Genomic DNA, 15140 nt, shown 5'->3' on the forward strand with positions numbered 1-15140 from the left:
ACGGCACAGCTTGTTTTAGACTCTAAATGTTGAGGTGGTGGGATGAAATAGGGGCACATCCAGTACTCAGATTTTTGTAATTATCTATCGCACAGTTTTCAACACAGATTGATTAGTTTTTGCAGCACAATTAAACTACATCGATCAAAATATTATAAATATGCTTTATCTGGAGAAAACGCATGTCAGCACAGTTTGATCATGTATCGGTAATCAAAAAATCAAATGTTTATTTTGGCGGTCTATGCATCAGCCATACTGTGCAATTTGAAGATGGAACAAAGAAAACACTGGGTGTGTTGCTTCCAACTGAACAAGCGCTGACTTTTGAAACCCATGTACCTGAACGTATGGAAATTATTTCAGGTGAATGTCGTGTTCAAATTGCAGATAGCGAAGAAAGCGAATTATTCCGTGCGGGTCAATCATTCTACGTGCCAGGTAATAGCCGATTTAAAATTGAAACAGACGAAGTGTTGGATTATGTGTGCCACTTAGAAGGCTAATGATTCAATCAATTTAGGCACAGTTTTTTAACCTCAAATCGGTTAAACTATGTGTCATAGCATAAATCCTGTAAAGCTTGCTTTGCAGGATTTTTCTTTTTGGCAGCCTATGCTGTGCTCTAGGGATATCATACCCTGTTCAAAAGTTTATCGAAGTTTGCAATTTAGAGGTCGTTCATGGCGAAACCGGAATATTATTATGGCGTTCATTCAGTGGAGTCATTACTGGAACTTGAGCCAGAACGCGTTTTAACTTTATTTGCGTTAAAAGGACGTGATGATCAGCGTTTAAAACGTATTTTTGAGCTTGCAGAACCGTTTGGTGTCAGCATTCAAAAAGCTAGTCGTGATAGTTTGGAAAAACTTGCGGGACAACCGTTCCATCAAGGTGTGGTTGCGGCTGTACGCCCACATCCAGTCTTGAACGAAAAAGATTTAGAGGCTTTATTACAAGCCAATCCAAATGCGTTGCTATTGGCATTAGATCATATTACAGATCCACATAACCTTGGTGCATGCATTCGTACAGCGGCAGCCATGGGTGTTGAAGCTGTGATTGCACCGCGTGATCGTTCAGCGACGCTTACCCCAACAGCCCGTAAAGTTGCTGCAGGTGGTGCTGAAAAAGTGAAGTTTATTCAGGTGACGAACTTGGCACGTACCTTGGCTCAAATCAAAGAAGACTTTAATGTACTTGTGGTCGGCACCATGCTAGATGAAAAAGCGTTGCCGATTCAGAAATTTGACTTCACAGGTACGGGTGTATGTGTGGTGATGGGCGCTGAAGATACAGGTTTACGTCCTATTACGCAGGCGCAATGTGATCAAACTGTGTACATTCCAATGGCTGGTAATTTGCAAAGCTTAAATGTCAGTGTCGCGACAGGTATGGCATTGTATGAAGCATGCCGTCAACGTAATAATGAATTGAAATAGCAGTGATGATGTCTCCCCAAAAGCAAGGTTATTTATATGTTTTCATTACCATGTGTATTTGGGGGGGATTCACCTTAACGGCGCGTTTAAGCGCCAATTGGGGAATCAGTGCTTGGGATATCACGGCACTTCGGTTTGCTTTGGCATTTTGCATCTTAATGCCAATTTTGATTTATAAAAAAGATACGGCTTTTTTATGGAAGAAAGAGCCTTTTATCCTCGCTATGCTCGGTGGGGTGACCTATTGCTTAACGGCCTATAGCGCATTTCATTATGCTCCTGCGGCCCATGCTGCAATCTTCCTCAATGGTTGTATTCCCTTATGTACGGCCATAGCCGCATTCCTGATCTTCAAACAGCCACTCGATAAGCATACCTGGATCAGTGTGGTGATTATGATCTCTGCCATTAGCTTAATGAGCTATTTAATGTACGTCGAGACTGGTGTGGCATTTGGTTTAGGTGATTTGCTATTTTTTATCAGTGCCATTTGGTGGGGGATATTTACGGTATTGCTTAAGCAATGGAGGCTCTCTGCTTGGCATGCCATGGCGGGGGTTGCGGTTTGGTCTGCCGTGGTATTCGTGCCTATTTATCTACTATTTTTCCCTAAACATTGGTCCGATCCTGAGCCATTGCAACTCATTGGACAAGTTATCTTTCACGGTATTTTTGTGGTGATTATTGCGACTTTAACGTATGTAGAGGCGATCAAGCGCCTGGGTGCATTTAAAGCCGGAAGTATCGTAACTTTGGCACCTTTTATTGCTGCAATTTTAGCGGTACCGCTGCTGAATGAACCCTTAAGTTTTGCAATTGTGTGTGGATTGGTCGGGATGGGGATTGGAGCGATTCAACCGTGGAAATGGTTGGGACGAAAGGATAGTCTAGAGCAGCAACTCGAACAACAAAAACAGCAGTCTGAGTAAGACTGATTTTTTATTTAGCTTTTTTCAGCGTGCGCTAAGTACTTGAGATGTAACGGCCGAAGCTGCGCATAAAGATGATCTAAATGACCATCATTCAGCACGATATCATCTGCAATTTTTTGCTTTTCCTGACGTGACATTTGAACTTGAATAATTTTTTGGATTTGCTCGATATTTTGACCATCACGCTGTGATGCACGCTGAATTTGCAATTGTTCTGTGGCATCAATCAGCAAGGTGTGATTGGCCAATTCATGTTGATTGGTTTCAAATAATAACGGCGAAACCAAGATGACATAGGGGCTAGTGGCTTCGTTTAATTGTTGGATAATGGACTGGCGTATTGCTGGATGGGTAATGGCTTCAAGTGCTTGACGTGCTGTAGGATCTTTAAAGATATGCTCGCGTAATGCACGCCGATTTAACTCACCATTTGCAAGTAAAACCCAATCACCAAATTGTTGCTGAATTTGATTCAGTGCGGGTTGACCAGGTTCGACAACTTCCCGTGCAACGATATCAGCATCGACGACTTGAATGCCTTGGAGTTCAAACCAATTGCTTGCAGCAGATTTACCGCTACCAATACCACCTGTTAAACCCAAGACAAATGTCATACAACGACCTTACTGACCCAAATAAATTTTCATAATTTGATCGCCCCATAAAAAGGCGATCCATCCAGCGATGGCAATATAGGGACCAAATGCAAAAGGTTGGTTTTCTTTACGGACTTTGAGCAAAATAATCCCAATGATTGCACCCACCAGTGAAGAGAGTAATACAATCAATGGAAGCAGGAAAGGGCCCATCCATGCACCCAAGGCAGCTAACAGCTTAAAGTCACCATAGCCCATACCTGCTTTGCCAGTGATGATTTTAAATAAATAGTAAACAACCCATAGGCATAAGAAGCCGATGATATATCCCCAAATGGCTGAGGTTGCAGAGGTATAAATGGCATAGCTATTTACGCCAAGCCCGAGTGCAGCCAAAGGAAGGGTATAACGGTCAGGTAAAAGTTGGGTGTCAAAGTCAATAAAGGTTAATGCAATCAATACATAAGTCAGCAGCAGACCAAACAGCATTTGAATAGTTGGACCAAAAACTGCAACGACAATCAGCGCACAGATCATGGTGAGTAATTCGATCAGTGGATAACGGCTACTGATCGAATTTTGGCAACTTCCACATTTTCCGCGTAACACTATCCAACTGATGACTGGAATGTTTTGATACCAACGAATGGGCGTTTTGCATTTTGGGCAGGTTGAAGCAGGGGTGCTTAGTGTGATCTTTGTTTCATCAATAATTGGTTGGTCTGGATACAAAAACAGTTGGCAATCTGTGCGCCATTCTTGTTCCATCATCTTCGGCGTGCGGTAAATCACCACATTCAAAAAACTACCGATGCAAAGACTAAATATCCCAACTGCGATATACATCGCAATTGGGGTATTGATTAAGTAGCTAAAAAATTCAGTAAACAAAATATTTCCTTTTATTGGTATTATCCAATAATTGAACCCATTTGGAAGATTGGAAGATACATTGCAATTACAAGACCACCGACGAGTACACCCAATACTGCCATAATTAAGGGTTCCATCATCGAGGTTAAGCCATCAACGGCATTATCTACTTCGTTTTCATAATGCGTTGCTACTTTGTCCAACATGGCATCCAATGCACCTGATTCTTCACCAATAGCCACCATTTGAATTGCCATAGAGGGAAATTTATCGGTGACACGCATGGCAAATTGCAGTTGTTGGCCAGTCGCCACATCTTCACGGATTTTCATGACAGCAGTTTCATAGACCACGTTATTGGTTGCACCTGCAGTCGATTCAAGTGCATCAATTAAGGGTACCCCAGCTGCAAATGTGGTTGCTAAAGTACGGCTATAGCGCGCAATAATTGCTTTATAAACCAAATCCCCAAAAATTGGTGCTTTTAGTGCTGCTTTATCTAAAAAGTCTCTGAAAGCTTTGCTTCGTTTTTTCGCTTCCATGAAGCCTGCAATCACAGCGCCAAATACAATGATTAAAAGGAACCAATATTGTTGCATCCATTCTGACATGTTAACCACTATTTTAGTGAATGCTGGTAAGTCTGCACCAAAAGAAGAAAATAATTCTTTGAAAACAGGAACTACTTTCACCATCAAAATAATCGTCACAATAACAGCGACAACAATTACTGCAGCTGGGTATTTCATGGCTTTTTTGATTTTTTGCTTAAGCAATTCACTTTTTTCTTTGTAAATGGCAACACGGTCTAGCATGGTTTCAAGTGCACCCGACTGTTCACCTGATTCAACCAAGGAGCAAAATAGGTTATCGAAATACTGCGGATATTTGCGCAGCGCACCAGCAAAGGTATTACCGCCTTCAACTTCACCTTTGATCCCCAAGACCACTTCACGCATGGCTGGGTTTTCTAGGCCTTCCGCCACGATTTCAAAACCCTGAACGAGCGGTACACCGGCTTTCATCATGGTTGCAAGTTGGCGCGTGAATACCGTGATATCCAAAGTGGATACTTTCTTTTTCATCAAGCCTTCGAGAATATTTTTGCGTTTTTCTCGAATGGTTTTAATGGTGATGCCTTGCTTACGTAAAGTGACTTTGGCTAAAGCCATATTACGCGAAGGCATTTCCCCTTTGATTTTCGCCCCTTTGCGATCCACGCCTTCATAACTGAAGGTTGGCATCATCTGCGCTTTTTTTACAGCCATGAATTTATCCTTATTTTTAAATACTAATTCACTTACTCACTGGTCACACGATTGACTTCTTGAAGTGAAGTCACCCCCTGCATGACCTTAATTAAGCCTGAACGGCGTAAATTGTTAAAACCTGCTTGATTTGAAGCTTCGGCAATTTGTAAGGCATTGCCATCTTCCATAATAATTCTTGAAATTTCAGGTGTCACTTTCATGACTTCATATATACCGACACGACCTTTATAGCCTTCACGGCATTCGGCACAACCAACAGGTTGGTATATTTGAAATTCTGGTGTATTTAAATCATCTTCGGTAAAACCAAGTTCCAGTAGACTTTGTTTTGGTACCTCTACGGTTTCTTTACATTGTGAACATAGGCGACGCGCAAGTCGCTGCGCAATGACAAGGTTCACGGATGTCGCGATGTTAAATGAAGGCACGCCCATATTGCGTAGGCGTGTAAGTGTTTCAGGTGCACTATTGGTATGCAGTGTAGACATCACCATGTGACCCGTTTGAGCTGCTTTAATGGCAATTTCAGCCGTTTCTAAATCTCGAATCTCACCGACCATCACAATATCAGGGTCTTGACGTAAGAATGATTTTAAGGCCGCAGAGAAGGTGAGGCCGACTTTATTATTTACGTTGACCTGATTGATGCCTTCTAAGTTAATTTCCACAGGGTCTTCGGCCGTTGAAATGTTGGTATCTTCACGGTTGAGAATGTTTAAACCTGTATATAAAGATACGGTTTTACCGGAACCCGTTGGGCCGGTAATGAGCAGCATGCCTTGTGGTTTTTCTAAAGCCTGCATGAACAGTTCTTTTTGATCCGGTTCATAACCCAACGCATCAATCCCTAACATCGCACTAGAAGGGTCAAGGATACGTAGAACAAGTTTTTCACCAAATAAGGTCGGTAAAGAGTTCACACGGAAGTCGATAGCTTTGTTCTTTGACAGCTTTAACTTGATACGACCATCTTGTGGAATACGTTTTTCCGAGATGTCCATTTGTGACATGACTTTTAAACGTGAAGCAAGACGAGTCGCGAGCTGCAAGGGCGGATTAGTAATTGTTCTTAACACGCCATCGACACGGTAGCGGACGCGGTAAGACTTTTCATAAGGTTCGAAATGTAAGTCGGATGCACCCATGCGAATGGCGTCGACTAGTAGTTTATTGATGTACTTAACAATCGGTGCTTCATCACCCGTTGCCTCATCTTCATCTTCTTGAGATGGATCAGGTGTTTCACTATCTAAATCAAGATCAAAGTCATTATCAAAGTCAAAAGTACTTTCTTCAGCGAAGTTCTGTTCAATTAACTTTTCAAGTTTGTCATGTTCAACAATAATGGTTTCGGTATTCAGCTTACTACCAAATCGGATGGCATCTACAGCTTCAATATTAGTGGGATTACTGATTGCAACGAATAATAAATTGCCATGTTTAAAAATAGGCAAAATACGATGCTTGGTAATGAGTTTATCTTCAAATTCATCACGTATAATTAAAGACGTATCATAAGTTGAAATATCAAAAACCGGTTCACCGAACTCTATCGAGATGGTTTCTGCGATCAGGCGTGCTGAAAGGTGATATTCCTGAATCAAATGCGGCACGATATCTTGATGAGCCTTTTTTGAATTTTGCAGCGCTGCTTGCATTTTTTCGGCAGACAGATGCCCTTCGTCAACTAAGCGACGAATAAACCCCGTAAATCTTGAAGAACCTTGAACTGCTGTCATGCTTTTACTTGCCTATGCTTCAGTCTGTTTATAATTGGTATAGCAAAATTATACTTTTGTTGCACAAAAATACCATATCTTAAAGTGTTGTCACTAGCTAAGAATTGGTAAAAAGCATGAACCAGTCCTTAAATCTGCTTAATTTTTTTACAGAAAAGTGAAGATCTTGGAATGACTGGTGTGGTTCGAAGATGCAAATGTGTTGAAATTTATCTTCAAAATTATGAATTACGTGTAGAATGTGCCCGATTTCATCTTTGTCATGTGGGATAAATATGTCGGGTTCGACGATTACGCCTTGGGTAGTGGGTAACTGGAAAATGAACCCATTGCAAGCCGATGCTGGCGCACTTCTTAAGAATTTTAAGCAATTATTAGATGAACAAAATATTGCTGAAGCGGCATGTCATATTGGGGTTGCACCAACAGCTATTGCTCTGACCACGGTGCAAAATGAATTAACACAAGCTAGCCGTAACATCATAACCGTTGCACAAGACGTTTCTCGCTTCGCAGGTACAGGCGCATATACGGGTGAGCTCAGTGCTGAGCTATTAAAAGATTATGGTGTTGAATTTGTACTGATTGGTCATTCGGAACGCCGTGAAATATTCGCTGATCAACCGCATATCATTAATGAAAAAGTAAAAAATGCATTAAACGCAGGTTTGACTGTGATTTATTGTGTGGGTGAAAGCTTAGAACAACGTGAAAGCGGCCAAGCAGAACAGATTGTGTTACAACAAATATGTGATATTGCTGCTGTTGTACAAGCAGAGCAGTGGAAACAAATTGTGGTGGCTTATGAGCCAATTTGGGCTATTGGCACAGGTAAAACGGCGTCACCTGAAGATGCACAAGCGATGCATGCTAAAATTCGTGAAGGTTTAAGCCAAATCACCCCAATGGGACTTCATACTGCAATTCTTTATGGTGGTAGTGTAAAACCTGAAAATGCAGTAGAGTTGGCAGCCTGTCCAGATATCAATGGTGCGCTCGTCGGTGGTGCATCATTAAATGCAGAGTCGTTTTATAAAATTGCTCAAGCATTTGCAAATACAAAATAATTAGGAGTTCAGCATGCATACGTTTGTGCTGGTGGTACATATTATCTTAGCGATTTTAATGATCGTGCTGATTTTAGTTCAGCATGGTAAAGGCGCAGATGCGGGTGCATCTTTTGGTGGCGGCGGTGCTGCAACTGTATTTGGTGCATCGGGTTCGGGTAACTTTATGACCCGTTTGACTGCAATTTTAACGGCTTTGTTCTTTGTTACGAGCTTGACACTTGCTGTGTTTGCAAAGAAACAAACGACAGATGCTTATAGTCTGAATGCGATTTCTTCAGTACCGACTGCGCCTGCAAAATCGGCTGAAACTTCGCCAACTGCACCAAAAAGCGCTGAATAATTTATTTAGCGCTTTCTTTTTTGACGTGTTGCGACTAGAATGCGTCACAGCTGCGGTGGTGGTGGAATTGGTAGACACGCTACCTTGAGGTGGTAGTGCTTTCGGGCGTGGGGGTTCAAGTCCCCCCTTCCGCACCAACTTATAATCCAGAACATAAGTTGGTGTATGCAGCAAAACTCTGTTGATGCGGGATGGAGCAGTCTGGTAGCTCGTCGGGCTCATAACCCGAAGGTCGTTGGTTCAAATCCAGCTCCCGCTACCAATCAATTCTATTTTTAAGATGCAAACTTTTAAATGGACAGCTTTTAAAGCTGAGAAAACTATTTGCATATTGATGCGGGGTGGAGCAGTCTGGTAGCTCGTCGGGCTCATAACCCGAAGGTCGTTGGTTCAAATCCAGCCCCCGCTACCAATCTTATATAGCACACAATCTATATAAGCAGTTTATCTGAAAGTCATTGTGATGTTGATGCGGGATGGAGCAGTCTGGTAGCTCGTCGGGCTCATAACCCGAAGGTCGTTGGTTCAAATCCAGCTCCCGCTACCAATCCTCTGAGATGCAACTCAGTAGGGCAATTCTTCAGGTTGTTTTAGATTGAAAATGACCAAGAAATTGTATATAATTTTTGCATGTTGATGCGGGATGGAGCAGTCTGGTAGCTCGTCGGGCTCATAACCCGAAGGTCGTTGGTTCAAATCCAGCTCCCGCTACCAAGTTTCTAAAAGAGGCTCACAACTAGGTGGGCCTTTTTGCACAGTGGACTATGGTTTTCTGTGTAATAATGGGGCGATTTACGCCCTTTTTTATTGGCTATCGTGTAGTGTCGACAGTATTTTGGTCAAACCGTCATGTTTCACTACTACTATAGTTTTGCATTGGTCTGTAGTGGTCATTTCGACCATCGAATCGCACAAATTTGACGAGAGTAAATGAAGCTATCAAATAAAACTCAAGCACTTCAGGACTTAATTGCCCCAGCGGTGCAAGCATGTGATGTAGAACTTTGGGGGATTGATTTCCAACCTCAAGGAAAACGTTCACTGTTACGTATTTATATCGACCGTGAAGTTGATGAAAATGCAGAACCTGTCATCAATGAAGATGGCGAAGTTGAGCAAGGCCGTGGTATCGGTGTGCAGGACTGTGTTCGTGTCACTCAGCAAGTGGGTGCGATGTTGGATGTACATGATCCAATTTCAGGCGAATATGCATTGGAAGTGTCATCTCCAGGTTGGGATCGTCAGTTCTTTAAATTGGAACAAATGACGGCATATATTGGTCAGCAAGTCGCTTTGCGTTTGATCAGTGCTGTGGATAATCGTCGTAAATTCCAAGCCAAACTTGTAAGCGTAGACCTTGAAAGCGAAATGATTCAGGTTGAAGTTGAAAAGCAACAAGTATTGGATATTGACAGCCACAATATTGATAAAGCAAATCTGGTTTTCCAAGATTAATTTAATAAATAAGAATCTGAACGAATAGGTGACTTATGGCTCGTGAAATTCTTACCGTAGTAGAAACGGTTAGTAACGAAAAAGGTGTAAGTCGTGATGCAATTTTTGAAGCGCTTGAACAAGCTTTAGTTGCAGCGACTAAGAAGAAATTCTACGAGGGAACTCACTCGGAAGAAGCTCGTCTACGTGTAGAAATCGACCGTCGTACTGGTGATTACCGTACTTTCCGTCAATGGGAAGTGGTTGCCGACGAAGATCACGAAATGCCAGCATGCCAAGATGCGATCTCTGATGTAGATCCTGCAAAATGGGCAATTGGTGATATTCGTGAACTTGAAGTTGAATCGATTGATTTTGGTCGTATTGCGGCACAAATTGCGAAACAAGTAATTGTTCAAAAAATTCGTGAAGCAGAACGTGCATTAATTGCAGATGCTTACGAGTCTAAAGTTGGTGAACTCATCTACGGTGAAGTGAAAAAACAAACCAAAGATGGCTTTATCATTGACTTAGGTGACAATGCAGAAGCATATCTTGCGCGTGAAGAAATGATCGCTAAAGAAATTCTACGTCCTAAACAACGTGTAAACGCGATTTTGTTTAATGTGAACCGTGAAGGCCGTGGTGCTCAGTTATTACTTTCTCGTTCTAAACCAGAAATGCTCATCGCATTGATGAAGAAAGAAATTCCTGAAATTGCTGAAGAAATCATTGAGATTAAGGCAGCTGCACGCCAACCTGGCGTTCGTGCTAAAATCGCTGTGAAAACAAACGATCACCGTATTGATCCTGTAGGTGCATGTATTGGTATGCGTGGTACACGTATCCAAGCGGTTCAGTCAGAGTTAAATGGTGAGCGTATTGATGTAGTCGTTTGGTCGGATGACGCGGCACAGTACATTGCAAGTGCTTTAGAGCCTGCTGATGTATCAGGTATCGTGATTGATGAAGAAGAACGTACTGCAGATATTATTTTTGCAACGAGTGATCAGTTAGCGCGTGCAATTGGCTCTCAAGGTCAAAACGTACGTTTAGCATCTGAATTGACTGGTTACAAGCTCAATATGATGCTTGAAGAAGAATATCACGCACGCCAACAAAACGAAGCGCAACAATATTTAGATATGTTTGTTACACGTCTAGATATTGATGAAGACTTAGCGATGGCGTTGGTTGAAATGGGCTTCACATCATTAGAAGAAATCGCGTATGTTCCTGCGGAAACATTCGATGAGATCGAACTTGATGCTGAAACTGTTGAAATGCTACAAGGTCGTGCAAAAGAAGTTGCATTGGCTGATGCATTGAAACAACAAGAGAACATCCAAGAGCCAAGCGAAGAGCTTGCTGCAATGGAAGGCGTGACTAAAGAAATCGCATATGCGCTTGCCGCTCGCGGTGTGGTAACTGTAGATGATCTTGCAGATCAAGCCACTGACGATATCTCTGATATTGAAGGTTTAGGTGCTGAAAAAGCAGGTCAACTTATTATGAAAGCGCGCGAATCATGGTTTAACTAGGAGGTAATATATGACGGACAAGTCGATTAAGGAGTTAGCTCTCAGCGTGGGTCGTCCAGTTGAGAAGCTGCTGGAACAGGTTCGTGATGCAGGTTTAACACAAACTAAACCTGAAGATATTATCTCCACTGAACAACAAAATGCCCTCGTTAACCATTTGAAAAAAGTTCATGGTCAGGATGCGGGCAATGCAGGACAAATCACGTTGAAACGTAAAACTACCAGTACTGCTAAAGTGGCGAGTACATCGGGCAAGGCAAAAACGATTAATGTAGAAGTTCGTAAGAAACATACATTTGTTAAACCGGATCCTGAGCAAATTAAAGCTGAAGCATTAGCGAAAGCACAAGCTGACCAACAAGCACGTAAACAGGAACCTAAGGTTGAAGCGAAAGCTGAAGAACCGAAGCAACAACCAGTATCTAAAGCGAAACAAGCTTTAGAAGCAATGCGTGCTGCTGCGAAGCAAGAACATGCGAAGCAAGAAACACCGAAAGCTGCGGTTGTTGTAAAACGTAAGTCAAACAACAAGCCAATTACAAAACCTGTTGAAACTCTAGAACAGAAAAAAGCACGTGAAGCTCAAGCAGCACAATTGAAAGCTGTAGAAGAAGCGGCGCGTCGTAAAGCCGCTGAAGAAGCGCAACAACGTACGCTTGAGCAAATGCGTCAAATGGCGTCTAAGTATTCTAACGAAGACACTACTGCGACCATTCGTGTTGTAGATGATTCTCCGCTTGCTGCCGGCCTTGTAGGTCAGGCATATGAAGATTCATTTGCGAAAGAAGACCGTGAAATTAAACGTGGTACCAATACCAACAATTCACGTTCACCTAAAAAAGGTGGTCGTCGTGGTGAAGAGCAATCTTTCCGTGATAACTCACATAAACGTGGTTTAAAAACAAGTCAAGCGAACAAGCATGGCTTTGAAAAACCAGTTAAAAAACAAGTTTATGATGTTGAAATTGGTGAAACAATTGTTGTTGCTGACTTGGCTGCGAAAATGGCGGTTAAAGTTCGCGAAGTTATCAAATCACTCATGAAAATGGGCGAATTGGTTACTCAAAACCAAGCGATTGATCAAGAAATCGCAGTACTTGTTGTTGAAGAAATGGGTCACAATCCAGTACTTGTTTCGGATACACAAGCAGAAGACAACTTACTTGAAGCAGCTGAAGAAGCGCGTGGTGTCCAAACCACTCGTCCGCCAGTTGTGACAATTATGGGTCACGTTGACCATGGTAAAACATCACTTCTTGACCGTATTCGTCGCTCTAAAGTGGCTGCAGGTGAAGCAGGTGGTATCACACAGCATATTGGTGCTTACCATGTGAAAACTGAAAAAGGTATTATTACTTTCTTAGATACACCGGGACACGCAGCATTTACTGCAATGCGTTCACGTGGTGCGAAATCTACAGATATCGTAGTGTTGGTTGTTGCAGCAGATGATGGTGTTATGCCACAAACTGCTGAAGCGATTGACCATGCACGTGCAGCAGGTACGCCAATTATTGTTGCTATCAACAAAATGGATAAAGAGTCTGCTGATCCAGATCGCGTATTGAATGAGTTGACGACGAAAGAAATCGTACCTGAGCAATGGGGCGGTGACGTTCCAGTGGCAATGGTTTCTGCGCACAGCGGTGCAGGTATCGACGAACTTCTTGACTTGATCTCAATTCAAGCCGAACTTCTTGAGCTTAAAGCATCTGAAGAGGGTGCGGCACAAGGTGTTGTAATTGAAGCACGTGTAGACAAAGGACGTGGTGCGGTAACATCGATTCTTGTTCAAAACGGTACATTGAAAGTGGGTGACCTTGTTCTTGCAGGTTCGTCATACGGTCGTGTACGTGCAATGACAGATGAAAATGGTCAACGTATTAAATCTGCTGGTCCTTCGATTCCTGTGGAAATCTTGGGTCTACCAGAAGCGCCAATGGCGGGTGATGAAGTTCTTGTTGTAAATGACGAGAAAAAAGCACGTGAAGTTGCTGATGCGCGTATGGATCGTGAACGTCAAAAACGTCTTGAGCGTCAATCTGCGATGCGTCTTGAAAATATCATGGCGTCTATGGGCAAGAAAGATGTGCCTATTGTCAACGTGGTATTGAAAACAGACGTACGTGGTACTTTGGAAGCATTACACGTTGCACTTGCTGAACTTGCAACTGATGAAGTGAAAGTACGTATTATTGGTTCAGGTGTTGGTGCGATCACTGAGTCTGACGTAACACTTGCTGAATCATCAGAAGCGGTTCTTCTCGGCTTTAACGTACGTGCTGATAATACTGCACGTCAAAAAGCTGATGCTGATGGTATCGACATTCGTTACTACTCGATCATCTATCAATTAATTGATGATGTGAAAGATGCGATGAGCGGTAAATTAGCGCCTGAACACCGTGAAACAATTCTTGGTGTTGCTGAAGTACGTGAAGTGTTCCACTCAAGTAAATTCGGTGCTGCTGCAGGTTGTATGGTACTTGAAGGTACATTACATCGTAATAAACCGATTCGCGTATTACGTGATGACGTGGTGGTATTCCAAGGTGAGCTTGAATCTCTTCGTCGCTACAAAGATGTGGTTGAAGAAGTTCGTGCCGGTATGGAATGTGGTCTTGCGGTGAAAGGCTATAAAGACATCAAAGCACAAGATAAGATTGAAGTGTACGATGTTCAATTGATTAAACGGAGTCTTTAATGGCGGGTAGTCAACGTCTGAAGCGTATGGCGGATACAGTACAACGTGAGTTGTCAGAACTGATCCGTCAGGAGCTGAAAGATCCACGCTTAGGTGGTCTTGTGACCATCTCTGCCGTGAAGGTGAGCCCAGACTTAGGATATGCCGAAGTTTATGTGACTGTAATGGGTCGTGAGCTAGGCGATGAGCAAAGTGAAGCCGCAAATAAAGAAACTTTAGATGTCTTGAATAAAGCATCTGGTTTCTTGCGTCATGAACTGAGCCGTCGTATCAAAACACGTATTACGCCACGTTTGCGTTTCCATTACGACAAAACAAATGCTTATGGCAACTATATGTTTGGTCTAATTGCGGAAGCGGTCAAGGACTTACCTCCTACTGACGAAGCAAAAAAAGATGATGAATAATTCAGTTCGCTGAATGAAAAAAGCCACCTTCGGGTGGCTTTTTTATGTTTGAATGGTCATTATTTAAAAATACCCAATAACACACAGAATTATAACTAGATGATAAAACTAAGCTTGAAAATGACATTGGATAGTCCAGTCTATACACACAATATAATAAAAAAAATCATGCTATTGAGCAGCATATTACTCATCACTATGCCAAGTTGGGCATGTTTAAATACCTATGTAGAAGATTTTTATACATCTGATCTCTGTACACGACAAATTTCATAGGATCCTTGTCCTATCAGGCTTTTTCTTTCTTAAAATTGCTAGCACTTTCTTAAATTCTTCTTTTTTTCCAAAACCAATCAAACGTAGAATAGCCATTTGAACATAGTCCAAACCGTAGCGAAATAAACTTACTGAAAGTCGTCCATGCTTCTTTATTTTTATCGCTTTTTTCCGATCATGTTGCCATTCACCTGTTAAATAGCACCAACAGAAACTGATAGCTAGCACTGCTATCAATTTCTTGACTCGTCTAGGGTCTGTTAAACGAGTATTTTCAAGATTGAATCCACGTCCTTTGAGACAACTAAATAACGTTTCGATTTCCCAGCGTAATGCATAATCACGAATAGCAGAAGCATTAAACATAGGAGAAACAACAAGTAAAAGCTCTCCATCTTCTAATCGTAGCGCACTAATATACAGTTTCACTCGACCAACCCAAATACGTCGTTTACGACATTCAGTTTGACCAACTTGAAGATGACGAAATAAATCACTAATTTTATGATTCTTGG

General features: G+C 42.1%; 13 protein-coding genes, 5 tRNA genes and 1 pseudogene. 14 read left to right on the forward strand and 5 right to left on the reverse strand.

Annotated elements, in window-relative coordinates; translation table 11 throughout:
* The first annotated feature begins 182 nt into the window (after positions 1-182).
* From FTT98_RS07080 to FTT98_RS07090, 3 genes are all read left to right on the forward strand, one after another.
* The gene (locus FTT98_RS07080) at positions 183-506 is read left to right on the forward strand and encodes a pyrimidine/purine nucleoside phosphorylase (protein WP_067763086.1); all 324 of its coding nucleotides are present in this window, start codon (positions 183-185) and stop codon (positions 504-506) included.
* Between the two features lie 177 nt (positions 507-683).
* Positions 684-1442, forward strand: coding sequence for a 23S rRNA (guanosine(2251)-2'-O)-methyltransferase RlmB (gene rlmB / locus FTT98_RS07085; RefSeq protein WP_180177191.1), 759 nt, complete (start codon positions 684-686; stop codon positions 1440-1442).
* A gap of 8 nt (positions 1443-1450) precedes the next feature.
* A complete protein-coding gene (locus FTT98_RS07090) occupies positions 1451-2371 on the forward strand; it encodes a DMT family transporter (RefSeq protein WP_373685132.1) in 921 nt (306 codons plus the stop codon).
* Between the two features lie 14 nt (positions 2372-2385).
* Here the strand turns inward: FTT98_RS07090 and coaE are convergent, their stop codons facing one another.
* The 4 genes from coaE to pilB form a co-directional block, all read right to left on the reverse strand.
* On the reverse strand, positions 2386-2988 hold the full coding sequence (gene coaE / locus FTT98_RS07095; protein WP_168378206.1) for a dephospho-CoA kinase: 603 nt from the start codon (positions 2986-2988) through the stop codon (positions 2386-2388).
* A 9-nt stretch (positions 2989-2997) separates the two neighbouring features.
* On the reverse strand, positions 2998-3816 hold the full coding sequence (locus tag FTT98_RS07100) for an A24 family peptidase (protein ID WP_180177197.1): 819 nt from the start codon (positions 3814-3816) through the stop codon (positions 2998-3000).
* 65 nt (positions 3817-3881) lie between these two features.
* Positions 3882-5111, reverse strand: coding sequence for a type II secretion system F family protein (locus FTT98_RS07105; protein ID WP_180177193.1), 1230 nt, complete (start codon positions 5109-5111; stop codon positions 3882-3884).
* A 32-nt stretch (positions 5112-5143) separates the two neighbouring features.
* The gene (gene pilB / locus FTT98_RS07110) at positions 5144-6853 is read right to left on the reverse strand and encodes a type IV-A pilus assembly ATPase PilB (RefSeq protein ID WP_180177194.1); all 1710 of its coding nucleotides are present in this window, start codon (positions 6851-6853) and stop codon (positions 5144-5146) included.
* 275 nt (positions 6854-7128) lie between these two features.
* Between pilB and tpiA the strand changes: the two genes are divergently transcribed.
* The 11 genes from tpiA (at position 7129) to FTT98_RS07165 (ending at position 14349) form a co-directional block, all read left to right on the forward strand.
* On the forward strand, positions 7129-7920 hold the full coding sequence (tpiA, locus tag FTT98_RS07115) for a triose-phosphate isomerase (protein ID WP_180177195.1): 792 nt from the start codon (positions 7129-7131) through the stop codon (positions 7918-7920).
* 13 nt (positions 7921-7933) lie between these two features.
* Positions 7934-8263 carry a preprotein translocase subunit SecG gene (gene secG, locus FTT98_RS07120; protein WP_078192560.1) on the forward strand — a complete coding sequence of 110 codons (330 nt, stop codon included), beginning with the start codon at positions 7934-7936 and terminating at the stop codon, positions 8261-8263.
* Between the two features lie 52 nt (positions 8264-8315).
* A tRNA-Leu gene (locus tag FTT98_RS07125) sits at positions 8316-8400 on the forward strand.
* Positions 8401-8448: 48 nt separating this feature from the next.
* Positions 8449-8525, forward strand: a tRNA-Met gene (locus FTT98_RS07130).
* Positions 8526-8598: 73 nt separating this feature from the next.
* A tRNA-Met gene (locus FTT98_RS07135) sits at positions 8599-8675 on the forward strand.
* Between the two features lie 58 nt (positions 8676-8733).
* A tRNA-Met gene (locus tag FTT98_RS07140) sits at positions 8734-8810 on the forward strand.
* A 90-nt stretch (positions 8811-8900) separates the two neighbouring features.
* Positions 8901-8977 (forward strand) — tRNA-Met (locus FTT98_RS07145).
* 216 nt (positions 8978-9193) lie between these two features.
* Positions 9194-9718 (forward strand): ribosome maturation factor RimP, encoded by a 525-nt coding sequence (rimP, locus tag FTT98_RS07150; RefSeq protein ID WP_078189416.1) that lies wholly within the window; start codon positions 9194-9196, stop codon positions 9716-9718.
* Between the two features lie 35 nt (positions 9719-9753).
* Positions 9754-11238, forward strand: a complete 1485-nt coding sequence (gene nusA / locus FTT98_RS07155; protein ID WP_180010651.1) for a transcription termination factor NusA — start codon at positions 9754-9756, stop codon at positions 11236-11238.
* A 10-nt stretch (positions 11239-11248) separates the two neighbouring features.
* On the forward strand, positions 11249-13942 hold the full coding sequence (gene infB, locus FTT98_RS07160) for a translation initiation factor IF-2 (RefSeq protein WP_180008040.1): 2694 nt from the start codon (positions 11249-11251) through the stop codon (positions 13940-13942).
* Positions 13942-14349, forward strand: coding sequence for a ribosome-binding factor A (locus FTT98_RS07165; protein ID WP_078189413.1), 408 nt, complete (start codon positions 13942-13944; stop codon positions 14347-14349). The genes infB and FTT98_RS07165 overlap by 1 nt, the downstream gene beginning before the upstream one ends.
* Positions 14350-14619: 270 nt before the next feature.
* Here FTT98_RS07165 and FTT98_RS07170 read toward each other — a convergent pair.
* A pseudogene (locus FTT98_RS07170) lies at positions 14620-15140 on the reverse strand (IS4-like element ISAba33 family transposase); the annotation flags it as partial.

The organism is Acinetobacter sp. YH12039 (assembly GCF_013420015.1).
Lineage (GTDB): Bacteria > Pseudomonadota > Gammaproteobacteria > Pseudomonadales > Moraxellaceae > Acinetobacter > Acinetobacter amyesii.